Below are 21,408 nucleotides of genomic sequence, written 5' to 3'. Positions count from 1 at the left end.
TTAAGCCCTTTTCTTTCTTGCCGCATCGCCGGTCTGTGAAGACTCATTCAGCAGGCGGGTTGAAAGTAAAATCCCGGTGTGGACTTGCTGTAAATCATCCACGCGTGATTCCTGGGTCAGACGAGTAATAGTCTGGTGATTGTCAAAACGGAACTGGCAGATAAGCTGATTGGTTTCAGCCAGTTTCACCATTTGTGGAAGGGTTAATTCACCCAGTGTGTTCGCCATCTCTTCGTTAATGCCAAGACGGAACATTGCGGACGCTTTGTCCTGGCTAATCAAACGCTGAGCAAGAAGCAAATACGACAAGTTAATGTCATACACATGTTTCAGCAACTCGGATGTATGCATTTTTCCCATCCCGAATAACCAACTTGTATCTTATGCGGCTGAGCCGCACCCCGTGATGTCGCCGGAAAAAACCGGTATAAAAAAGAAAGGCTAAATGCATAACTGACTTAGGATCTCGCACTCGCGGCACTTCGCTCAAATGTAATGGCCTTGATACGCGCTTAATCATTTCTTACAAAGAACTAAGATTTTTCCTAATTCGACGCAACTGTACTCGTAGGTGCTGACACATACAATCTGACCCGGACAAAAATTTGAAATTTTTGTGATCTGCGTCACAAAATTTAACGGATTATGGGTAATAAATCTATCAGTCCCGCTTGTGATTTGATGCTTTTTTGTTCTGTCAGTCGCTTTTTTTATTCCATTTGGCCGAATACTCATGCAAAACTGCGGCTCCAGGTCATCAACTGGTCTGAGGAGTGACGTTTTGCAACATTCATCGTTACCAAAACGTTTCTATTGCAGATATACAATCAAAAAAGCATATAAAACAACAAATTAAGCTTTCAGGGTCGCTAATTAATTACTATGGGTAATCATTTCAAAATTGTTAGTCATTATGATTGATAGTTTAACAATTTGATCTTAAATTCTTTAAATTTTAGATAAGATTTTAAAATCGGTTAAATGCAGGAATATGCATTAAAGTCTTAGCATAAGAATAATTAATGAATATTTATGATAACCTTCACATCCCCGCAATAATCCTGGGTTGCACTGAGTTCAGAAACAGAGTAATGGTGAGAAAAAATTGATTTGTCGTGGAGAGTGAGAAATGCAATATGCTCATCTTCTGGTCGCTGTTGCGGTGACGCCCGAAAGCCGGCGTTTACTGGCCAAAGCCATTGATATTGCCCGCCCTTTCAATGCCCGCATCTCCCTTATTACCTTAGCTTCCGATCCTGAACTCTATAACCAGCTTGCCGCTCCGATGATGGAAAATGTCCGTGAAGTGTTGCAGGAAGAGACGCAACAATTTCTGGATCAACTCATTAGCGAGGCCGGATACCCTATCGAGCAGGCGCTCATCGCATCAGGCGCATTAAGCGAACATATTCTGCATACCTGCCGTACACAGGGCATCGATTTAGTGGTCTGCGGCAATCACAATCAAACGTTCCTCGCCCGCGCAGCGTGTGCGGCAAAGAGCATCGTTCATGCCAGTGAAGTGGATGTTTTATTGGTGCCTTTAGGAGCGTGAAGCGCTCCTGCTGTCGCAGGAGCGCCGCTGACGTTAAGCCAGCTTCGGAAAGGTCGCCACTTTATGCTGTAGCTGGCTTTGTGCGCTACGTGGCGTGATGCGCTTTAAATCGCGAAGGAACCTCTGCTGCCAGTGGTTGATATCATTCTCCTTAATGATTTCAAGCATTTCTGCATGGCGTGATATGCGCTCTGCCAGCGGCATTCTCAGCGCCCTGTCCATCGCCGCAGCAACATCATCCCGGTCGTAAGGATTCACAATCAGCGCCGATGTCAGCTCATTCGCCGCCCCGGCAAATTGCGACAGTATCAACACACCCGGATCGGCCGGATCCTGCGCCGCAACATACTCTTTCGCGACGAGATTCATGCCGTCACGCAGCGGCGTCACTAAGCCCACTTCGGCGTAACGGAAGACTTTCATCAATACTTTACGGTCAAAGTGCTGGTTCAGATAGTAAAGCGGCGTCCAGCCAAGCTGACCATATTTGCCGTTGATTCGCCCGGCTTCGGTTTCCAGTTGGTGCCGAATATCCTGGTAAGCCTGCACTTCGCCACGGGAGGTTGGCGCAATCTGCGTATAGCGAATTTTTCCGTGATGCTGGGGGAATTTCTCCAGCAGCGTTTCGTAGGCAAGGAAGCGCTCTGGCAAGCCTTTGGAGTAGTCAAGCCGCTCCACAGAGAAAATGTTCTTAACGTTCTTAAGTTCATTTTTCAACTGTGCCAGTTTAGGCGGTAGCGGCCCGGCAGCCTGTTTGGCAATCTCGTCTGGTTCAATCCCTATCGGGTAAACTTCAGTGCGGAAATTTTTCCCCCATGCGACATGTTCTTTACCGCTGCGAGTGGTCAGACGAGTCTTCATTGACAGGCTATCCAGGAACGCCAGTCTGTCGCTTTCGGTCTGAAAACCCAGCAGGTCATAATCACAGAGCGCTTCCAGCAGTTCCGCATGCGGCGGCAAGGCATTAAAGATTTCCGGCGTCGGGAAAGGGATATGCAGGAAGAAACCAATCTGATTATTCACGCCGCGCTTGCGCAGTTCGCTGGCAAACGGTAGCAGGTGATAATCGTGGATCCACAGAATGTCATCCTCTTTCAGTAACGGCAGCAGCTTATCCGCCAGCAGCGCATTGACCTGCTGATAACCCTCCCAGGCTTCACGCTGGTAATTGACCAGATCGAGTCGATAGTGGAAAGCAGGCCATAAAACAGCGTTGGAGAATTGCGAATAATACTGTTCGTAATGCTCATCACTGAGGGTAAACGATGCCCAGGTGATATTCCCTTTTGTCACCTTTTTTAGCGGCTGGTCCTCGTCCCCCAGCTCACCGCTCCAGCCGAACCACAGCCCGCCGGTGGCTTTTAATGCTCCCAGAATCCCTACAGCCAGCCCGCCAGCGCTGGCCTTTTTGTTGTCAGGCGGAGCAATACGATTAGATACTACGACTAAGCGACTCATAGCCATCTCTCCTGTTTGTTAGCGCCTGTTGTTTTTCTTGTTGATGGTCAGTGATACGTTCAAGCCACCGATAAACTTCATTTACGCTGTCCAGACGCCATTTTGCCTGCGTCTCGCCAGCACCAACTTTGATTGATTCGCCCCCCAGCGCGTTCACGGTTTTAAACCCATGCTCATCCGTCAAATCATCGCCGACAAAAACCGGTATGCGGCCAGCAAAAGGCGGTGTCTCTAAAAATGCCGCAATGGCCGCTCCCTTATGAATGCCGGACGGTTTAAGCTCCACCACGCATTTCCCTGGCTGCATTGCCAGCTGCGGGTAGCGCGCGACCATTTGCTTTGCCAGTGCAAAAACCGCGTCTTCATGCTGCAGCGCCTGACGGTAGTGCAAAGCAAATGCCATGCCTTTCGCTTCCAGCTCCACGCCGTGAAGCGATGCCACTTCGTGCCGGAGCGAACGCTCCAGCGGTTGTACGATATTTTCCGGTAATGTCACCCGTTCGGTATGACCCTTGATGTCGCGGCGTTCTGCCCCGTGCACGCCAGCCAGCGGAAAACGCCAGGGTTTGGCGAGTTGCTCGAGCTCAGCGATTGAGCGCCCTGAAATCAATGCCAGTGCCCCGTTGTTCATCTCAGCAAGCAATGAAAGTCTGGCCAGCACAGCGTCCGGAACAGAGACATCATCCGGGTGCGGTTTAATGTCAGCGAGGGTGCCATCCAAATCGAAAAAAAAGGCAAAATTACCGGAAAAGAGAGGCGGTACAGATAATGCGTCTTCCACCCTGGTTTCCTCCTTACAGTCTTTGATGAGAGCCGTTCTTCACTAACATCTCATTATCATTAGCCATGTAAGTATAGACAGTGTGACGCTGCTCGCCATTTTAAGCATGACTTACCAGCCGGATTAGCGGCTGGTAAGGTGGAGGGATAAACTATAAGGTTATGTCTAAAAATTACGCGTTAAGGCTTAAACTGTGCGTTTGGACTTTTGTTTGTAGCGGTCGAAAATTACCGCCGCCAGCAGGATCAAACCACGCACCACATACTGTGAGAATGGCGAGATGTTCAGCAGGTTCATGGCGTTTTCGACGGTGCCCAGAATCAGGATCCCGGCAACAACATACGATATTTTGCCAATCCCGCCTTTCAGCGATACACCACCCAATACACAGGCTGAGATAACAATCAACTCATAGCCAATCGACGTCATCGGCTGGCCACTGGTCATACGCGAAGCAAGAATAATCCCCGCTGCCGCTGAGACCAGACCGGAGAGCACAAAGATGATGATTTTCGTGCGTACCACCGGAACGCCCGCCAGGCGGGCCGCTTCTTCATTACCGCCAATCGCCAGCGTATTGCGGCCAAACGTGGTTCTATTGAGCAGGAAGCCAAAAATAATCAGGCAGGCAACCGTCAACCAAATCGGCGCGGGCAGCCCCAGCCAGTTGGCGTAACCGAGGGTGAAGAAACGTTCATCCTCGATGCCGACCGCTTTACCGTCGGAAATAATATACGCCAGCCCGCGGACGATCTGCATCGTGGCAAGCGTGGTGATCAAGGCATTGATCTTCAAACGCGCAATCACGAAGCCGTTAATAAAACCGCTGACCACGCCGAGCAGCAAACCGGCAAATACGCCAATCCACAAACTCTCCGAAATATTAATCACCACTGCTGTGGTTACCCCGGCGCAGGCGATGACCGACGCGACCGACAGGTCAAAATCCCCGGACGCAAGGCAGAACAGCATGCCGCAGGCCACCATGCCGGACATTGAGATCGCCAGCCCCAGCCCTTTCATATTGACGAAAGAGGCGAAGTTCGGCACAAACAGCGCGCAGCCGATAAACAGCACGGCAAACACCACCAGCATGCCGAACTGATCCCAGATTCGCCCAAAGCTGAGCGAGGATTTCGGTGCGCGGGACGTAGTTAAAGATGACATCATTTTCTCCTCACTCAGGCGACAGCCTGGCTAACTTTCGGCATCGCGAGGCTCAGCGCCCGCTGTTCATCACACTGACCGTGAAGCAGTTCACCGGCGATTTCCCCTTCACGCATCACCACGATGCGATCGGCAACGCCGAGCACTTCCGGCAAATCACTGGAGGCAAACAGCACCGCAACACCGCGGGAAGCCAGCGCGTAAATTACGTTGTAGATCTCATGCTTCGCCCCGACATCAATGCCGCGCGTCGGCTCGTCGAGCAAAATGACTTTCATCTCTTCCGATAACCAGCGACCAAGAATTGCCTTTTGCTGGTTGCCACCGGAGAGATTCATAATCAGTTGTTCCGCACCAGGCGTTTTGATATTGAGCGAACGAATATGGTGTTCGGCGTTTTCACTTTCCCAGCCATCATTGATCAGACAACCTGCGCGAATGTATTTGCGCCGGGCGCTAATATTGATGTTCTCCTGCACCGAATGAACCGGAATAATGCCTTCCGCTTTACGATCTTCCGGGCACAACATCATGCCCGCCTGGATGGCATGCGCCGGTTTAGTAATATTGACTTGCTCGCCGTCGATAAAGACCTGCCCTTCGGTAATTTTCGTCCCGCCGAATAAGCCTTTCATTAATTCACTGCGCCCGGCGCCCACCAGCCCGAACAGGCCGACAATTTCACCGCTGCGCACGCTTAAAGAGATGGGCGTTCGTACGCCTGGCGCTTTAACCTGCTCCAGCCGCAGGCGTTCTGCCCCGTATTCCCGGGGTTTCCAGCCATAAATATCCCCCAGTTCGCGTCCGACCATCGCCTGCACCAACTGGTCATGATTGACCTGCTGCATGTCCGTAAAGGTGCGCACGTAGCGGCCATCTTTAAAGACGGTAATGGCATCGCTGAGCGCAAAAATCTCTTCCATGCGGTGGGAGACATAAAGGATCACCCGGCCCTCTTTACGTAGCTCGCGGATCACACGGAACAGGTTGTCGATCTCACGCGCCGAGAGAGAACTGGTGGGTTCATCAAAAGCGATGATTTTGGCGTTGCGCGCCAGCGCCTTGGCAATTTCGACCATTTGCCACTGACCAATGGAGAGATATTTCAGCGGCGTTTGCGTATCGATATCCAGCCCAAGATGCTGAAGCTGCAAACCGGCTTCGTAATTCAGCAACGAACGGTTCACAATGCCGCTCTTGTGCGGGATCTGGCCAAGGTAGATATTCTCCGCGACGGTCATTTCCGGCACCAGATGCAGCTCCTGGTAGATGATCGCCACCCCGGCATTCAGCGCTGCAGTAGTATCCGCGAAGGTGACTTCCTCACCTTTTATTACCAGCGAACCGGTGGTTGGCGCGTAATTGCCGCTGAGGATTTTTAACAGTGTCGATTTACCTGCGCCGTTTTCACCCATCAGGGCGTGGATTTGCCCGGCGTAACAATCAAAACTGATCTCACTGAGCGCTTTCACACCGGGAAACGTCTTGCCGATGCCGCGAAAAGAGAGATAAGGAGTAGACTGTTGCATAACGTCTCCGTAAAGCAGTTCATTGTACGTCTGGCCCCCCGCCTGAAGCGGGGAGCACAATCAACAGAGAATTACAGTCCTTTTTTCGCCAGCTCTTCTTTGAAGTTCTCGCGCGTGATCAGCACCACGTCCGTTACTGCTGTAAATTTCGGTGGTTCAACGCCTTTGGTAACCCAGTTGTAGAGCAGTTGGCTTGTTTTATAGCCATGCACGTCCGGGCTTGGCAGCAGCGAACCGAAGAAGCCGGTTGCCTGCGCTTTCGACAGCTCACTTACCGCATCGACGCCGTTAATACCAATACCGATGACATCCGGCGCTTTAAAGCCCTGGCCTTCTGTTGCACGCACGCCACCCAGCACAGTGTTGTCATTCATGCCCAGCACCAGCCAGTGTTTCACTTCCGGATGCTGTACCAGCAGGGAGTTACCGGCATCAAATGCACCGGGGATATCGTTAGATTTGGTCGGCACCTGGTAGATCTGTTTTTCCGGGAAACCGGCTTTTTTCAGCGCGTCCATAGAACCGGTCGTGCGGCGGCGAGCGGTATCCAGCTCGTTCGCGGTAATCGCCATGACGCCGGTCTCTTTCACATTCCAGCCACGTTTTTGCATCTCTTTATAGAGCTCTTCACCCTGACGCGCGCCGATTTCGCTCGCTGCCATCATCACCAGCGGCACCGAGGTCATCGGTTCGCCTTTGGCGTTGACGAACTGGTCGTCCACCGCAATGACTTTCATGTCATAACCCCGCGCTTTGGCGACAATCGCTGAGCCCAGTTTGGGATCCGGAGTACAAATAACAAATCCTTTTGCGCCGCTGGCCGCCAGGCTATCAATGGCGTTCAGCGTTTTTTCACCATCAGGGACGGCGATTTTAATCACTTCAAAACCTAAATCTTTGCCCGCCTTGTCGGCAAACTTCCATTCAGTCTGGAACCAGGGTTCTTCTGGCTGTTTAACCAGGAACCCGAGCTTCATCGTTTCAGCGATAGCGGATTGTGACATAACGGCAGCCAGACCGATGGCCGCCAACGCTTTAGTGAATTTGTGCATGGTAAACTCCAGCTTTAGCTTTCTTTTATGTAGGGAAAAATAATTACCGGTTCATTTAAAAGTTAATAAAACAAGGCATTAGAGTCCGCACATCCCTGGACACCTGTGCTGGAAGTAGTTTTAGCGGGAAATTGATTCTCCATAGGAGAGCGGCATCACACCGCAGAATTACAGTAATTCTGTACATAAATTCAGCGATATAGCACATAAAAACAGCCGATTTTGTCAGACAAATAGAAAGGGTAAAAGCAGGATAATCCATAACATCAGCCAGCTTATCCTTGTCCCGGATGCAGGGCGCATCCGGGCAGAAAAATCACCAGCTATAGTAGATATGATCGGCGTGATCTCGCGCTGCAGTTTCGTCCCCCTGCAAACGCGCAGCAATCGTCAACGCAAAATTGAAAGCCAGCCCGAGGCCTTTACCGCTGATCAGGTTGCCATCTTCCACCACTGGCGCGTCCACATACTCACCATCATTGACAGTTTCGTACAGATCGCCGGAGCAGACATAGCGGCGGCCCTTCAGCAAGCCGTTGCCGCCCAGCACGCGCGCAGCAGCGGAACAGATAGGGCAAATTAACTTGCCGGCTGTGTCATGCTGTTCAATAAATTGCACCACCGCTTTGCTGGCAGCCAGATTCACGCTGCCCTGCGGCCCGCCGGGTAAGACGACGGCGTCATACAGCTTTGCCTGACGCTCTGCCAGCGTGCTGTCTGCAACCATCGGGATAGCGTGATAACTGACCACCGCGCGGGACTCCGCGCAGGCCAGTGTTTCGACTTCAATATTTAAGCGACGCAGGATATCAATGGTGATAATCGCTTCTGCTTCTTCGAAACCGGGCGCCAACAACACCGCCACTTTTTTCATGTCCGACTCCTTACGTTGAAGGTGGGTTGATTAAAGTGGGCTTATTGTTGATCAAAACAGCGTTTCATAATTCCCGCTGCGTCACATCCCTGCCAGGCAGAGTCCTTAGTGAGCTTCCCCCTGAGGGGTAAATTTCAGTTCAATTAAGGCGATAGCTTTCTGGATTGCACGGCGGGTAACCGGGTCGGCCGCTGCCGGGTGGGTAGCAAAATCGATGCTCTTAAGCTGGTGAGACATTTTCTCACGCACTTCGACCGGCGCGATGACGTCGATAACGTCGAGGATCTGTTTGATGACGAGTTGACAGGCAACGATATCGGATACCAGTTCCTGGTCGGTGGAGAGATTCTGTGACATAGGCGCTCCTTAAATAAAGTGCGCCATAGTAGCGGGAATTCATGTGTATGAGTAGGCCTGGCAGGCGGACGACAGGCATAAAAAAACCTGCTTCAGCAGGTTTTTTTATCATCAGAACATAGCGCCTGGCGGTACGTCTTTGAATGTTTTGCAATAGGTTTCAAACATATGCTTCAGAATTTTACGCAGTTTCATTTTTGCTCCGGCGATTTGTTATGCAGGTGTTACGTCTCAATGCGTACATAATATGACCTCCATCACAAAAATCAACCATCATGTGATAGAAATCACGTTTCAAAAAATGAAAATGCAGTAGCTTTGTTAAAAATTCAGTTATAAATCCTGCAGTTAGCGCACTAAAGTTTTCTTTAGTATTCTCAATTATTTTTGCAAATGGCAGATCCACAATGAGTGAAAGCACCCTTTTGCGGAAGACTGGAGGTCTTTCTCCCGCTGCGCTACTGGTAGCCGGCGCTTTCTTTATGGAGTTTATCGACGGCACGGTAATCGCGACCGCCCTGCCGGATATGGCAAAAACGTTTGGTGTCGAAGCTGTTGCGCTGAACATCGGTATCAGCGCTTATTTAATTACCCTTGCTGTGCTGATCCCGGCCAGCGGCTGGATCGCCGATCGCTTTGGCGCGCGCAATGTCTTTTCCATGGCGCTGGCTATCTTCACCATGGCATCGATATTGTGTGGGCTGTCGACCAGCGTAGAGATGTTTGTCAGCATGCGTATTTTACAGGGTGTTGGCGGCGCATTGATGGTGCCGGTTGGGCGCCTCGCCGTACTGCGCACCACGCCAAAACATCAGCTTATTACCGCCATCGCCACGCTCACCTGGCCCGCGCTGGTCGCGCCGATCATCGGCCCGCCGCTGGGGGGATTTATTACACATTACGCTGACTGGCGTTGGATCTTCTTTATTAATGTGCCGCTGGGAATTATGGCGATTTTGCTGGCGCTGCGCATCATTCCCAATATTCGTGAAGAGGAGCGGCGCCCGTTCGATTTACCGGGGTTTATCGCCACGTCGATGGCGATGGTCAGCCTGGTTTATGCCATGGAGGATTTAGGCGCAGAGCAGCCGCAAGGCGTGCTGACCAGCGGGTTGCTGATACTGGGCGGTTTAACGCTGGCCTTTACCTTGCGCCATTTCCGGCGTGCGCAATGGCCGATGATCCGGCTGGATGCGCTGCAGGTGCCGACCTTTCGTGTGACGATGTACGGCGGCTCGCTGTTTCGCGCATCAATAAGCGCCGTCCCTTTTCTGCTGCCGCTACTGTTCCAGGTCGGTTTTGGTATGGATCCTTTCCACGCTGGGCTGCTGGTGCTGGCGGTATTTGCCGGTAACCTGACGATCAAACCCGCCACGACGCCGCTGATTCGCTGGCTGGGCTTTAAAAAGTTGCTGCTAATTAACGGCGCGCTGAATGTGCTGGCGCTGCTGGCCTGCGCTTTTCTTACCTCGGCAACGCCTGTCTGGCTTACCTTTGTGGTGCTGTTCCTGGGCGGCGTCTTCCGTTCGGTACAGTTTACCGGCGTCAGCACCCTCGCCTTTGCCGATGTTCCGTCACCACAAATGAGTTATGCCAATACGCTGTTCAGTACCGCCACACAACTGGCTGTCGGCCTGGGTATCACCCTTGGTGCAATTGGTATTCGTATTGGTGAACATGTCAGTAAGTGGCTGCATATCACTGGCGTTGAAGGGATCAGTTTCCGGCTGGCATTTGTGTTTATCGCGCTGATCTGCCTGGTTGGCATGTTTGATACGTTGCGCCTGACCAGAGATGCCGGAAGCGCCGTATCGCAGAAGAAAAAAGTGTAAAGAGACCGCCGCAGCCGGGCCAGCTGCGGCGGCGGTTGTTTATCAGGCCAGCACTTCGCGAACGAACGCCTCAATCTCTTTGCTCTGGCAGTGTTCAAAGAAGCACTGCTGGAAGCGCTCGCCGGAGACGGCCGTTTTCACCAGTTCACGGTCAATGGCGCGTAGGGAATCGAGGTAATTGTCTTTAACCACCGCGGCTTTCACCTGGTTCAGGATCCCGGCATTGCGTACCTGAGGCTCTTTACGCTCCGGCGGATAACCTTCCCCTTTACGACCGGTAAAGGCTTTCTCAAAAATAAAGCGCACGTTCAGTTCCGCGCCCCAGCCAAAACCTTTCGCAAACGGCAGCGATAACGCATTACCGTTGTTGATCTGGGCAAACAGAAACGCATCCGCTGGATCAATACAGTAGCCGCACACCACGCCCGGATGAATGTTCAGCGACATCAGCGCACCCTGCCCGGTACCGCAGCCGGTGACGACAAAATCCACGGCTTTCGCGTTCAGCAGAATACTCGCCATAATACCCAGGTGGATGTAGGTCAGATGATGGTCATTCTCGTCGCTCATGCCGACGTTAAACACCGGAAAATCTTTTTCATCGGCAACGGCTTTCAGCTCTTTCAGAATGATGGCGTTTTTAGCCGCCTGACTGTTTTCCATCATCAGTGCAATTTTCATTTTTGATCTCCTGTGAACATGCTTCAGATAGCAAAGGTTGGATAAACCATACTATCTGCCAAACATACTTTCAAATTTAATGAAAAATGGTTTTAAAAATCAAAAGCGGGTTCACAGTTTTGCATCACTCCCCCGTCGTTTCACCGTCGCGATTAGTAGTGCCAGTTCCACGGGTTATTCTGCCGATTGCCCTCCGATCCGCACGTTAAGATGAGAACATGCCAAAATGAATCAGAGTGATTTCATGAAGAAAATTTTTGTTGCCGCCTCGCTGCTCCTGCTTGCTGGCTGTACCCTCACCAAAGAGGCGGAAGTCAGCAGTGTCGATACCACCAGTGGACTGGTGCGTCTGAGCTATAACCGGTCGATGATGCAAACCGCGAATTACGACCAATACACCGCTCAAGGAACGGCTAACAAACAGTGCCAGCAGATGGGTTATGCTACAGCAGTGCCTTTCGGCCAACCGATCGAAACGTGTAGCCTGATCAGCGGTTCGGTTTGCATGAATACAAAAGTCACTATTCAATATCAGTGCCGCGGCATGGCCTTTTCCCATACCACGGGCAGTTGGTAATTGCCGGGCCAGCAATCATGCTGGCCTGCACATTTATTAATAATCAAAACAATTCTCATTTATTTAATTAACCGCTGCAATGCGTGTTATTCTCATTCACTTCGTGAATAAATGTTTTTTCATTTAACCTTTTGCAAATAATTAAATAACAAATTATAGTGGCCGCTCCACTATTCTATTTTTATATTTTCCGGAGCCGCGCCATGTTAAAAGCAGAGATGATTGAAAAACTAAATGAGCAAATGAATCTGGAACTGTTTTCTTCCCTGCTTTATCAGCAGATGAGCGCATGGTGCAGCTACCACAGCTTTGAAGGCGCCGCTGCTTTCCTGCGCCGCCACGCGCAGGAAGAGATGACGCATATGCAGCGTCTGTTTGATTACCTTACGGATACCGGCAGCCTGCCGCGCATCAATACTATCGAGTCGCCGGTTGCTGATTATGCCTCGCTGGATGTGCTGTTTCGCGCCACTTACGAACATGAACAACTGATCACGCAGAAAATTAATGAACTGGCGCACGTTGCTATGACCTCTCAGGATTATCCAACCTTTAATTTCCTGCAATGGTATGTTGCCGAACAGCACGAAGAAGAGAAATTGTTTAAATCTGTTATCGATAAATTAACGCTGGCGGGTAAAAGCGGCGAAGGTTTGTATTTCATCGATAAAGAACTGGCGACGCTGGATACGCAGAACTAATTACGCAGGCGGTAAATAATACTCTTTACCGCCGTTTTTATTAATGTTTGCAGATTTTACTTTCGTGAGTGGAAAACCCCTCTTCAGCCGGAATGAATTTTCCGCGCTCCGCTAAAAAGGTCACTAATTCCGCCGCCGTCATTCCCTCTGCTGAGCAAGTATGAAAACGCGCCGTTTCCCCAAAGCGGGCCGTAATGGCCGCAGCGAGACTCTCTGTGGTGTAATGTTCGCCTGATGCAATCATCATATTCAGTACTTCATGACCATGTATTGATGCCATAAATCCTCCTCACAAAAGGTGCATCATAAACACAACATTATCTGTAGATGTTGCGTTAAGACAGGTTTACATGCATCTGGTCCAGCACCAGTCCTGCTTATTTACAGCCTGACAGCAGTAGCGATAGTTTTCCGTTTCCAGCGCGATGCCATGATCGAAAAAGAGATCGGTTAACTACTCACCGTTTTCGATGCTCCACTCATCTTCCTTTAACCCCTTGGGCAAAATTTCACCATCAGTATTCGTTTGTACAGATGGCTCAAAAAATACCGTAAATGTATCGTTACACTCTATGTAACGGTCGTTTGACGAAACTACTGAATTATCTTAATCTGCGCCGCAGTTTAGGCTGGTAGTGTGTTTTGTTGCAGAGGAAAGCGTGAAGAATCGAACACTTGGGAGTGTTTTTATCGTCGCCGGTACCACGATCGGCGCAGGGATGTTGGCAATGCCGCTGGCAGCAGCTGGCGTTGGGTTTGCCACCACTTTCGGGTTACTTATCGCGCTATGGGCGGTGATGTGTTACACCGCCCTGCTCTTGCTGGAGGTTTATCAGCATGTTCCTGCCGATACCGGTCTGGGCTCGCTGGCGAGGCGTTATCTTGGGCGCTATGGGCAGTGGATAACAGGTTTCAGTATGATGTTCTTAATGTACGCGCTGACCGCAGCGTACATCAGCGGCGCAGGAGAGTTGCTGGCGTCCAGCATCAGCCAGTGGTTTAACGTTGCGCTTTCGCCAGTCGCCGGTGTGCTGCTGTTCACTCTTGTTGCCGGTGGTGTCGTATGCGCTGGTACTTCGCTTGTCGATCTGTTTAACCGCTTTCTTTTCAGCGCCAAACTCCTGTTCCTCGTGGTGATGCTGGCGCTGTTAATGCCGCACGTCCACCAGGCGAATTTGCTGACCATGCCGCTGGAAAAAGGACTGGCGCTATCGGCAATTCCGGTGATCTTCACCTCGTTTGGTTTTCACGGTAGCGTACCGAGCATTGTCAGTTATATGGGCGGCGATATCCGCAAATTGCGCAAGATATTTATCATCGGCAGCGCCATTCCGCTGGTGGCCTATATTTTCTGGCAGCTCGCAACGCTTGGCAGTATTGATTCGTCAACGTTTATGGGGCTGCTGGCCAGCCAGGCAGGATTAAACGGGTTGCTGCAAGCATTGCGCGAAGTGGTGGCCTCACCGCATGTGGAACTGGCAGTTCATCTGTTTGCCGATCTGGCGCTGGCGACCTCTTTCCTCGGCGTGTCGCTGGGATTATTTGATTATCTCGCGGATCTTTTTCAGCGGCGTAACAATGCTGCCGGACGCCTGCAAAGCGGAATGATCACCTTCCTGCCGCCGCTGGCCTTTGCACTGTTTTATCCGCGCGGGTTTGTGATGGCGCTCGGCTATGCCGGTGTCGCGCTTTCCGTGCTGGCACTTCTGTTACCGTCAATGCTGGCCTGGCAAAGCCGGAAGCATAATTCGCAACACAGTTATCGTGTTCCCGGCGGTAAACCCATGCTGTGCCTGATTTTCGCCTGTGGCATTGCGGTTATCGTCATTCAGTTTTTTATCGTCGCCGGTCTGCTACCTGAAGTGGGATAAACCTGAAAAAAAAACCGCGCGATAAGATTCGTGCGGTTTTTTGTGCAGTGGATGATATCGAAACGGCCAGCAAACTTTATTTCAGAATCCCTGAAGCAATTACGCTTTGAATATTTTCGCAGGCAATGTAAATCGCTTCGCTTGAATTCGGTAATAATATCGGCGCTGAAAAACAGACACAAAAAAACCACCTTTCGGTGGTTTCACGACACTGCTTATCATTGATTTTATTCTTTTTTTCCCATGGTACCCGGAGCGGGACTTGAACCCGCACAGCGCGAACGCCGAGGGATTTTAAATCCCTTGTGTCTACCGATTCCACCATCCGGGCTCGGGAAGAAATTGGAGGCGCGTTCCGGAGTCGAACCGGACTAGACGGATTTGCAATCCGCTACATAACCGCTTTGCTAACGCGCCGTGAATCTTGATGCTTTTCAGCCAGCACCCGCTGTTTTAGCCGATGCTTTAATTTGGAGCGGGAAACGAGACTCGAACTCGCGACCCCGACCTTGGCAAGGTCGTGCTCTACCAACTGAGCTATTCCCGCATTATCAAGTTTTGTTCTAATCACTTGATTTTGCTATCTTCTGGCGAGCTACGCTGCCTTCCGATGCGTTGCATTCTACTTACCTGACGCACTGAGTCAACGATATTTTTCAAAACCCGGATCGTTTGCTGAAAATTACGACGATACGATCAAGGTTCAAGCAGATCGCCACGTGCTGCATTCAGATATTGCAGCATTGACCACAGTGTCAGCCCGGCAGCAACGAAGAACAACGCAATACCAGCATATTCAACCCAGATATTTGGACGCCACAGCAGCCCTACCAGCGCCATCATTTGTGCGGTGGTTTTCACTTTACCGATCCAGGATACCGCCACGCGGCTGCGTTTCCCCATCTCCGCCATCCACTCACGCAGAGCGGAAATAATGATCTCACGGGCAATCATGGTAGCCGCAGGCAGCGTTACCCACCAGGTATGATAATGTTCAGCCACCAGCACCATCGCGATAGCGACCAGCACTTTATCGGCAACCGGATCGAGGAAGGCACCAAAACGGGTGCTCTGATTCCAGCGGCGCGCCAGATAACCGTCAAACCAGTCGGTTATCGCCGCGATACAAAAAATGAGCGCGCAAACGAATGGTGACCAGTAAAAAGGAAGATAAAACGCCAGCACGAAAAAAGGGATCAGGATGACGCGAAAAAGGGTAAGCAACGTAGGAATATTCAATCGCATAGTGGCGTTAACTGTCTGTTGTCCGTAAATTTTCGCTCTATGTTGCTACAGAGCCCCTAATGTTTCAACGAGTAGAAGATCTTTTCTGCCAGTCCTTGCGAGATACCCGGCACTTTTGAGATTTCATCAACACTGGCATTGAGCAACCCTTGCAATCCACCCATATATTTCAGCAGCATTTGGCGACGCTTCGGGCCTACGCCTTCGATCGTTTCCAGCGAGCTGGTGCTCTTCACCTTGGCACGTTTTTTCCGGTGACCGCTGATCGCATGATCGTGCGACTCATCGCGGATATGCTGGATAACATGCAGCGCCGGAGAGTCCGGCGGCAGGCTAAACCCCTCGCCTTCCGGCTCAAAGAACAGCGTTTCAAGCCCGGCTTTGCGATCGGCACCTTTCGCGACACCCAGCAGCAACGGCTTGTGCTTATCCCACGGAACATCCAGCTCGGCAAAAACCGCCTTCGCCTGCCCCAGTTGCCCTTTGCCACCGTCAATAAGGATCACGTCAGGGATCTTGCTTTCTTCAATCGCTTTGCCGTAACGGCGACGGAGGACCTGGTTCATTGCCGCATAGTCATCACCGGGCGTAATACCGGTGATATTATAGCGGCGGTACTCCGCGCGTAATGGCCCATTGGTATCAAAAACCACACATGACGCAACTGTTTGTTCGCCCATCGTATGGCTGATATCAAAGCACTCCATCCGTTTCACTTCCGGCAGTTGTAACACGCTGGCCAGCGCGGCCAGACGCTGGTGAACGGTCGACTGCTGTGAAAGCCTGGTGCTCAACGCCGTGGCAGCGTTTGTGCGCGCCAGCTTCAGATAGCGTGCACGATCGCCGCGCGGTTTAGTCTGTACATTAACCCGGCGGCCAGCCAGCTCAGAGAGTGAATCGGCCAACAGCGTTCTGTCACTGAGATTGAAATCCAGCAGGATTTCGCCAGGCAGGGTTCGCATCTGGCTGCCCTGCAAATAAAACTGACCAACAAACGTTTCCACCACTTCGCCCAACTCCGTACCACCAGGCACTTTGGGAAAGTAACTGCGGCTGCCGAGTACTTTCCCCTGGCGAATAAACAGCACGTGTACACAGGCCATGCCGGCATCAAACGCCACGCCGATAACATCAAGATCGTCGCCGGTGTTAGAGACAAACTGTTTTTCCGTGACCCGCCGTACCGCCTGAATCTGGTCGCGCACGCGCGCGGCTTCTTCAAATTCCAGCGCCTGGCTGGCCTTCTCCATGCGGGTGATAAGTTGCGTCAGCACCTGATCGTCTTTTCCGGCAAGGAACAAGCGAACATACTCAACCTGCTGTGCATACTCTTCTTCACTGACCAGCCCTGCGACACACGGCCCCAGGCAGCGGCCAATCTGGTATTGCAGGCACGGGCGGGAGCGGTTGCGATAAACGCTATTCTCACACTGCCGAACGGGGAATATTTTCTGCAACAGCGCCAGCGTTTCACGCACAGCATAGCCGTTCGGAAACGGGCCGAAATACTCCCCTTTCGCATGTTTCGCACCGCGGTGCATCGACAGACGGGGATGCGTATCGCCGCTGAGGAAAATAAACGGGTAAGATTTATCATCCCGCAACAAAACGTTATAGCGGGGCTGATAAAGCTTGATGTAGTTATGCTCCAGCAGCAGCGCTTCAGTTTCGGTATGCGTTACCGTCACATCAATCTGTTGGATTTGAGCGACCAGTGCTTCGGTTTTTCGTGAGGCAAGATTGCTGCGGAAATAGCTGGAAAGGCGCTTTTTAAGATCTTTCGCTTTACCAACATAGATAACGGTACCACCGGCGTCATACATACGATAAACGCCGGGTTTGCTGGTCACCGTTTTGAGGAAGGCTTTTGAATCGAAAACTTCAGTCACTGACTTAACAACGTCTCCGCATTACACAGACCATGGCGAATGGCGAGGTGTGTCAATTCGACATCACCGTGAATGTTCAATTTACTGAACATTCGGTAGCGATAGCTGTTCACCGTTTTGGGGCTCAGATGGAGTTGTTCAGAAATCTCATTCACTTTCTGACCCTTCGTGATCATCAGCATAATCTGCAATTCTCGTTCAGACAAACTGGCAAACGGCGAGTCCGTTTTTTCAGGTTCAATCTGGCTGAGTGCCATTTGCTGAGCGATATCAGAGGCGATGTAGCGCTGTCCGGAATGCACAGAGCGAATGGCATTCACCACTTCCTGTGGTGCGGCGCCTTTGCTCAGATAACCGGCTGCACCCGCCTGCATGACTTTCGCTGGCAGAGGGTTTTCCGTGTGAACGGTAAGCATAATGACTTTGGTGTCGACGTTAGCACGCGCAATTTTACGCGTGGCTTCAAGGCCGCCGATTCCGGGCATACTCATATCCATCAGGACGACATCAACGGAATTGGCCCGACACCATTTGATGGCATCTTCACCGCAGTTGACTTCACCCGTGACTTTTATGCCTTTAACATCTTCAAGAATGCGTCGTATCCCTGCGCGCACCAGTTCATGATCATCAACAAGTAGTACGTTGATCAATGGAGTATCTCCGAAAAGAGGGATAACGCTGCTGAAAGCTAATTAAACGTATATTAACGGTTTTTCACCCAATAATGAAAGGTAAAATAACCCGCACTTTTCGATTTTGTTCTCGTTTCTGGAAATTAAGCTGTACAAGATGTGGAAAGTGTTTCCATGTTCTCAAGGCGTTGCGTAAGAAAGTCTAAACGGCATTTTTCATAAAGTTGCCAAAAAGGCTTTTACTTTCACAAGAATTATCTGAGCAACATGTAACAACAATTAACTACGCTTAAACGCGGTTTAAACATATATTCCTGGCTAATAGAAAATTCTGATATTTATTGCAAAAAGTTTAATCTAATAAACCAGACAATAACGATCAAAAAACAACCACTGCATTCTTTTGGCCGGGTTGTGGTATACTCCGCCGCTTTGACAGTGACCGTCGCGCAACGGCGCGGCTACATAACGAGGAAAATAAATTGAGCACACCTGATTTTTCCACTGCTGAAAATGCGAAGGATCTGGCGCAGGAAGTCGCTTGCCTGAAATCATTGTTGACGCTGATGTTGCAGGCAATGGGCCAGGCGGATGCGGGCCGCGTCATCATTAAAATGGAAAAGCAAATTGAACAAATGGAAAATGAAGCTCAGGCAGCGGTATTTTCCAGCACTGTTAAGCAAATTAAACAAGCTTACCGCCAGTAATAAAAAACCGGCTGGCAGGTAACCTGACAGCCGGCTGCTTTCTGATTCGTCGCAGTGAATAATCAAATCATTCCGGTCGCCGCAGCATAACAGGCAATCTGCGTTTTATTCGGCGCATTGAATTTCTTCTGCATATTCTTCTGGTGAAAATTGACGGTATTCTCAGAGATCGACAAAATCATGGCGATTTCCGCAGAGGTCTTGCCTTCCGCCGTCCATTTCAGTATCTCGCGTTCACGCTTACTGAAGCGCATCTCCGGCGTCAACACCATCTGATCTTCCAGTCGAGTCAGCGCCAGCAGGCTGAGCTGCACCAGCGTCTGCAGCCGCAGTTCAATCTCATCCTCAGGCATCATTTTACCAAGCAGGCTGCTACGCGAAACCGAGAGAAAACCCAGCGCATGATTAGGCAGCATCAGACACTGCGAGATCCCCTTTCGCAGGCCATGATCCCGCGCAGCATCCCACAATACCATCGCATCCTGGAAGAGCTTGTCATTCCAGGGCAAATGTCCCTGAATGAAATTTTCGGCTTTAAGCACCGGATCAATGGCAAAGTAATTCTCCGCCTGATACTGCTGCATCCAGGCCTGCGGATACGTCGTTTCAACGCTAATCCTCGGCCGGGTAAAGGGCACTGGGTGGCGAACGCACAGTGAGAAATAATCAAACTCCAGCAGCTGTGTCTGCCGCTGTAACTCTGTATAAACGTCCTTAGCCGCTGTCATCTCCTGGAAGCGCGACATCATTTCGCGTCGCCAGGTAAAAAATTCTTTATCCTGCATACCGACCGGTAATACCCCTGGTTTTAATAATCATTATTATGTATACATTAAGCTAACACATAAAACTTAATTATAAATATAAAATATCGGCTAATGTGGAAATAAGTTGCAGAGGCTGCCGGATTTAACGCTGGCAACCTACAGGAAAAACTGCGCGGCTATTGGATAATTGCAGGGATATACGCGAAAAATAGCCGCAGCATCGGCACGCCATTAATTCCGCCCAAAAAAAATTTAGGTTAAGGTCAATTAACGCAATTCAGAAAACAGGCAGGCGGAATCGCGCCGTGTTTATTGCATCAGGAATTTTTCCAGAAACTGCCTGGTGCGTGGATGTTGCGGCTGGGAAAACAGCAGTTTCGCCGGCCCCTGCTCCACAATGCGCCCCTGATCCATAAAAATCGCCCTGTCCGCGACATCGCGGGCAAAACTCATCTCGTGGGTCACTATCACCATGGTGCGTTTCTCCTGCGCCAGTTGGCGAATGGTGTTCAGCACTTCGCCAACCAGTTCAGGATCGAGCGCAGAGGTAGGCTCGTCAAAAAGGATAACATCAGGACGCATTGCCAACGCGCGGGCAATCGCAACGCGCTGCTGCTGGCCGCCGGACAAACGACGCGGAAAACTCTCTTCTTTCCCCTTCAGCCCCACTTTTTCCAGTAACTGACGCGCCCGCGCACAAGCCTCTTCTTTCGCTTCGCCCTTCACGATCACCGGCCCTTCAATAATGTTCTCCAGCACCGTACGGTGTGGAAACAGGTTGAAGTTCTGGAACACGAACCCGACATGCTGGCGCAACTGGCGGATAGCCTTTTTCTGTTCGCCTGGAGATCGAGAGGTATCAATGGTGATTGCCCCCACGCGGATCGTCCCGCTTTCCGGCTGTTCCAGCAGGTTAATACTGCGCAACAAGGTGGTTTTACCGGACCCACTAGGGCCGATAATCGCCACCACTTCCCCCTCCTGTACCTCCAGATCGATACCGTGCAGGACGGTTTGTCCGTGGAATTTTTTCACCAGATTTTTAACGTCGATAGCACTCATTTTGCATCACGCTCCTGACGGTTAAGCTGGTTTTCAAAATAGTTCTGCAACGTGGAAAGCACGGTCGCCATGACCCAGTAGATCAGCGATGCCGCCAGATACATGGTGAACACCTCCAGCGTGCGTGAGGTGATCAGTTGCGCCTGACGAAACAGCTCCGGCACCTGAATAGTTGCCGCCAGCGAAGTATCTTTGACCAGGCTGATAAAACTGTTACTCAACGGCGGTAGCGCCACGCGAGCAGCCTGCGGAAGGATCGCGCGGCGCAGCGTTTGCCAGGACGTCATGCCGATACTGGCGGCCGCTTCCCATTGCCCCTTATCGATAGACGAGATGGCGGCTCGCAAGGTTTCCGCGGCATACGCTGCCGTGTTAAGCGAAAGCCCAATCATTGCCGACGGGATGGGATCCAGCTCTATGCCAAACTGCGGCAGGCCGTAATAGATCATAAAAAGCTGTGCAATCAATGGGGTACCGCGAAAAATCGAGATATAAAAGCGTGCCAGCCAGCGTACCGGCAGCAGCGGCGACATTCGCATCAGCGCCAGCACAAAACCGAGCAGCAAACCAAAAAACATGCCGCCAATACTCAATTGCAGCGTGAACACAGCCCCCTTGAGCAGATAAGGGGCTGAATCGATAACTAGCTGTAAGCTCTCTTGCATCTG

At 51.0% G+C, this 21,408-nt stretch carries 24 protein-coding genes and 3 tRNA genes; 7 read left to right on the top strand and 20 right to left on the bottom strand.

The genetic code is table 11. From position 1 onward, the window contains the following. The gene (gene flhD / locus Y71_RS10560) at positions 1-351 is read right to left on the bottom strand and encodes a flagellar transcriptional regulator FlhD (RefSeq protein ID WP_007371548.1); all 351 of its coding nucleotides are present in this window, start codon (positions 349-351) and stop codon (positions 1-3) included. Between the two features lie 778 nt (positions 352-1,129). On the opposite strand from flhD, the gene uspC reads away from it, so the two are divergent. Next, complete coding sequence (gene uspC / locus Y71_RS10555; protein WP_007371547.1) at positions 1,130-1,555, top strand: universal stress protein UspC; 426 nt, start codon at positions 1,130-1,132, stop codon at positions 1,553-1,555. Between the two features lie 33 nt (positions 1,556-1,588). Here uspC and otsA read toward each other — a convergent pair whose 3' ends face one another. From otsA to azuC, 8 genes are all read right to left on the bottom strand, one after another. After that, positions 1,589-3,013, bottom strand: coding sequence for an alpha,alpha-trehalose-phosphate synthase (gene otsA, locus Y71_RS10550; protein ID WP_007371546.1), 1,425 nt, complete (start codon positions 3,011-3,013; stop codon positions 1,589-1,591). Further along, on the bottom strand, positions 2,988-3,794 hold the full coding sequence (otsB, locus tag Y71_RS10545) for a trehalose-phosphatase (RefSeq protein ID WP_007371545.1): 807 nt from the start codon (positions 3,792-3,794) through the stop codon (positions 2,988-2,990). The genes otsA and otsB overlap by 26 nt, the downstream gene beginning before the upstream one ends. A gap of 186 nt (positions 3,795-3,980) precedes the next feature. Then, positions 3,981-4,961: an L-arabinose ABC transporter permease AraH gene (araH, locus tag Y71_RS10540; protein ID WP_007371544.1), complete on the bottom strand. Its 981-nt coding sequence runs from the start codon at positions 4,959-4,961 to the stop codon at positions 3,981-3,983. Between the two features lie 14 nt (positions 4,962-4,975). Beyond that, positions 4,976-6,490: an L-arabinose ABC transporter ATP-binding protein AraG gene (gene araG / locus Y71_RS10535; protein ID WP_007371543.1), complete on the bottom strand. Its 1,515-nt coding sequence runs from the start codon at positions 6,488-6,490 to the stop codon at positions 4,976-4,978. Positions 6,491-6,561: 71 nt separating this feature from the next. Beyond that, positions 6,562-7,542, bottom strand: coding sequence for an arabinose ABC transporter substrate-binding protein (locus Y71_RS10530; protein WP_007371542.1), 981 nt, complete (start codon positions 7,540-7,542; stop codon positions 6,562-6,564). Between the two features lie 316 nt (positions 7,543-7,858). Beyond that, complete coding sequence (locus tag Y71_RS10520) at positions 7,859-8,416, bottom strand: DJ-1 family glyoxalase III (protein WP_007371541.1); 558 nt, start codon at positions 8,414-8,416, stop codon at positions 7,859-7,861. 105 nt (positions 8,417-8,521) lie between these two features. Further along, positions 8,522-8,773, bottom strand: coding sequence for a DUF2766 family protein (locus tag Y71_RS10515; RefSeq protein ID WP_007371540.1), 252 nt, complete (start codon positions 8,771-8,773; stop codon positions 8,522-8,524). Positions 8,774-8,884: 111 nt separating this feature from the next. Beyond that, on the bottom strand, positions 8,885-8,968 hold the full coding sequence (gene azuC, locus Y71_RS29975) for a stress response protein AzuC (protein ID WP_017458329.1): 84 nt from the start codon (positions 8,966-8,968) through the stop codon (positions 8,885-8,887). 212 nt (positions 8,969-9,180) lie between these two features. Between azuC and Y71_RS10510 the strand changes: the two genes are divergently transcribed. Then, positions 9,181-10,605, top strand: a complete 1,425-nt coding sequence (locus tag Y71_RS10510) for an MFS transporter (RefSeq protein ID WP_035942228.1) — start codon at positions 9,181-9,183, stop codon at positions 10,603-10,605. 42 nt (positions 10,606-10,647) lie between these two features. Here Y71_RS10510 and Y71_RS10505 read toward each other — a convergent pair whose 3' ends face one another. Then, positions 10,648-11,286, bottom strand: coding sequence for an RpiB/LacA/LacB family sugar-phosphate isomerase (locus Y71_RS10505; RefSeq protein ID WP_007371538.1), 639 nt, complete (start codon positions 11,284-11,286; stop codon positions 10,648-10,650). Between the two features lie 244 nt (positions 11,287-11,530). Between Y71_RS10505 and yecR the strand changes: the two genes are divergently transcribed. Continuing rightward, on the top strand, positions 11,531-11,863 hold the full coding sequence (gene yecR / locus Y71_RS10500) for a YecR family lipoprotein (RefSeq protein WP_035942437.1): 333 nt from the start codon (positions 11,531-11,533) through the stop codon (positions 11,861-11,863). 203 nt (positions 11,864-12,066) lie between these two features. Continuing rightward, positions 12,067-12,564, top strand: coding sequence for a non-heme ferritin (gene ftnA / locus Y71_RS10495; protein ID WP_007371536.1), 498 nt, complete (start codon positions 12,067-12,069; stop codon positions 12,562-12,564). Between the two features lie 40 nt (positions 12,565-12,604). On the opposite strand, the gene Y71_RS10490 is transcribed toward ftnA, so the two are convergent. Then, the gene (locus Y71_RS10490) at positions 12,605-12,844 is read right to left on the bottom strand and encodes a YecH family metal-binding protein (protein WP_007371535.1); all 240 of its coding nucleotides are present in this window, start codon (positions 12,842-12,844) and stop codon (positions 12,605-12,607) included. 379 nt (positions 12,845-13,223) lie between these two features. On the opposite strand from Y71_RS10490, the gene tyrP reads away from it, so the two are divergent. Continuing rightward, entirely contained in the window at positions 13,224-14,435 is a 1,212-nt protein-coding gene (gene tyrP, locus Y71_RS10480; protein ID WP_035887545.1) for a tyrosine transporter TyrP, read from the top strand. Between the two features lie 244 nt (positions 14,436-14,679). Here the strand turns inward: tyrP and Y71_RS10475 are convergent. The 6 genes from Y71_RS10475 to uvrY form a co-directional block, all read right to left on the bottom strand. Further along, positions 14,680-14,766, bottom strand: a tRNA-Leu gene (locus tag Y71_RS10475). A gap of 12 nt (positions 14,767-14,778) precedes the next feature. Continuing rightward, positions 14,779-14,852: transfer RNA gene (locus tag Y71_RS10470), tRNA-Cys, on the bottom strand. A 54-nt stretch (positions 14,853-14,906) separates the two neighbouring features. Next, positions 14,907-14,982: transfer RNA gene (locus Y71_RS10465), tRNA-Gly, on the bottom strand. A gap of 149 nt (positions 14,983-15,131) precedes the next feature. Further along, the gene (gene pgsA / locus Y71_RS10460) at positions 15,132-15,680 is read right to left on the bottom strand and encodes a CDP-diacylglycerol--glycerol-3-phosphate 3-phosphatidyltransferase (RefSeq protein ID WP_007371533.1); all 549 of its coding nucleotides are present in this window, start codon (positions 15,678-15,680) and stop codon (positions 15,132-15,134) included. A gap of 56 nt (positions 15,681-15,736) precedes the next feature. Beyond that, positions 15,737-17,569 carry an excinuclease ABC subunit UvrC gene (gene uvrC, locus Y71_RS10455; RefSeq protein ID WP_007371532.1) on the bottom strand — a complete coding sequence of 611 codons (1,833 nt, stop codon included), beginning with the start codon at positions 17,567-17,569 and terminating at the stop codon, positions 15,737-15,739. Then, the gene (uvrY, locus tag Y71_RS10450; protein ID WP_007371531.1) at positions 17,566-18,222 is read right to left on the bottom strand and encodes a UvrY/SirA/GacA family response regulator transcription factor; all 657 of its coding nucleotides are present in this window, start codon (positions 18,220-18,222) and stop codon (positions 17,566-17,568) included. Before uvrY ends, uvrC begins: the two co-directional genes overlap by 4 nt. Positions 18,223-18,618: 396 nt before the next feature. Between uvrY and Y71_RS31090 the strand changes: the two genes are divergently transcribed. Continuing rightward, positions 18,619-18,690 carry a hypothetical protein gene (locus tag Y71_RS31090; RefSeq protein WP_418268669.1) on the top strand — a complete coding sequence of 24 codons (72 nt, stop codon included), beginning with the start codon at positions 18,619-18,621 and terminating at the stop codon, positions 18,688-18,690. Continuing rightward, complete coding sequence (locus tag Y71_RS10445; RefSeq protein WP_007371530.1) at positions 18,687-18,911, top strand: DUF2594 family protein; 225 nt, start codon at positions 18,687-18,689, stop codon at positions 18,909-18,911. The genes Y71_RS31090 and Y71_RS10445 overlap by 4 nt, the downstream gene beginning before the upstream one ends. A gap of 62 nt (positions 18,912-18,973) precedes the next feature. Here Y71_RS10445 and sdiA read toward each other — a convergent pair whose 3' ends face one another. The 3 genes from sdiA to tcyL form a co-directional block, all read right to left on the bottom strand. Beyond that, positions 18,974-19,696, bottom strand: a complete 723-nt coding sequence (gene sdiA, locus Y71_RS10440; RefSeq protein WP_007371529.1) for a quorum-sensing transcriptional regulator SdiA — start codon at positions 19,694-19,696, stop codon at positions 18,974-18,976. Between the two features lie 291 nt (positions 19,697-19,987). Continuing rightward, the gene (tcyN, locus tag Y71_RS10435; protein WP_007371528.1) at positions 19,988-20,740 is read right to left on the bottom strand and encodes an L-cystine ABC transporter ATP-binding protein TcyN; all 753 of its coding nucleotides are present in this window, start codon (positions 20,738-20,740) and stop codon (positions 19,988-19,990) included. Then, entirely contained in the window at positions 20,737-21,405 is a 669-nt protein-coding gene (gene tcyL, locus Y71_RS10430; protein ID WP_007371527.1) for a cystine ABC transporter permease, read from the bottom strand. The genes tcyN and tcyL overlap by 4 nt, the downstream gene beginning before the upstream one ends. Between the last annotated feature and the right edge of the window lie 3 nt (positions 21,406-21,408).

Source organism: Kosakonia radicincitans DSM 16656 (assembly GCF_000280495.2).
In the GTDB taxonomy this organism is placed as follows: Bacteria; Pseudomonadota; Gammaproteobacteria; order Enterobacterales; family Enterobacteriaceae; genus Kosakonia; species Kosakonia radicincitans.
The sequence above is the reverse complement of the archived record's forward strand: the minus strand, read 5'-3'. Positions and strand labels throughout refer to the sequence as shown.

Excerpts from the sequence above, each read along its gene's own strand:
- flhD (WP_007371548.1), bottom strand. The coding sequence starts at position 351 with ATGCATACATCCGAGTTGCTGAAACATGTGTATGACATTAACTTGTCG.
- uspC (WP_007371547.1), top strand. The coding sequence starts at position 1,130 with ATGCAATATGCTCATCTTCTGGTCGCTGTTGCGGTGACGCCCGAAAGC.
- otsA (WP_007371546.1), bottom strand. The coding sequence starts at position 3,013 with ATGAGTCGCTTAGTCGTAGTATCTAATCGTATTGCTCCGCCTGACAAC.
- araH (WP_007371544.1), bottom strand. The coding sequence starts at position 4,961 with ATGTCATCTTTAACTACGTCCCGCGCACCGAAATCCTCGCTCAGCTTT.
- araG (WP_007371543.1), bottom strand. The coding sequence starts at position 6,490 with ATGCAACAGTCTACTCCTTATCTCTCTTTTCGCGGCATCGGCAAGACG.
- Y71_RS10530 (WP_007371542.1), bottom strand. The coding sequence starts at position 7,542 with ATGCACAAATTCACTAAAGCGTTGGCGGCCATCGGTCTGGCTGCCGTT.
- Y71_RS10520 (WP_007371541.1), bottom strand. The coding sequence starts at position 8,416 with ATGAAAAAAGTGGCGGTGTTGTTGGCGCCCGGTTTCGAAGAAGCAGAA.
- Y71_RS10515 (WP_007371540.1), bottom strand. The coding sequence starts at position 8,773 with ATGTCACAGAATCTCTCCACCGACCAGGAACTGGTATCCGATATCGTT.
- azuC (WP_017458329.1), bottom strand. The coding sequence starts at position 8,968 with ATGAAACTGCGTAAAATTCTGAAGCATATGTTTGAAACCTATTGCAAA.
- Y71_RS10510 (WP_035942228.1), top strand. The coding sequence starts at position 9,181 with ATGAGTGAAAGCACCCTTTTGCGGAAGACTGGAGGTCTTTCTCCCGCT.
- Y71_RS10505 (WP_007371538.1), bottom strand. The coding sequence starts at position 11,286 with ATGAAAATTGCACTGATGATGGAAAACAGTCAGGCGGCTAAAAACGCC.
- yecR (WP_035942437.1), top strand. The coding sequence starts at position 11,531 with ATGAAGAAAATTTTTGTTGCCGCCTCGCTGCTCCTGCTTGCTGGCTGT.
- ftnA (WP_007371536.1), top strand. The coding sequence starts at position 12,067 with ATGTTAAAAGCAGAGATGATTGAAAAACTAAATGAGCAAATGAATCTG.
- Y71_RS10490 (WP_007371535.1), bottom strand. The coding sequence starts at position 12,844 with ATGGCATCAATACATGGTCATGAAGTACTGAATATGATGATTGCATCA.
- pgsA (WP_007371533.1), bottom strand. The coding sequence starts at position 15,680 with ATGCGATTGAATATTCCTACGTTGCTTACCCTTTTTCGCGTCATCCTG.
- sdiA (WP_007371529.1), bottom strand. The coding sequence starts at position 19,696 with ATGCAGGATAAAGAATTTTTTACCTGGCGACGCGAAATGATGTCGCGC.
- tcyN (WP_007371528.1), bottom strand. The coding sequence starts at position 20,740 with ATGAGTGCTATCGACGTTAAAAATCTGGTGAAAAAATTCCACGGACAA.
- tcyL (WP_007371527.1), bottom strand. The coding sequence starts at position 21,405 with ATGCAAGAGAGCTTACAGCTAGTTATCGATTCAGCCCCTTATCTGCTC.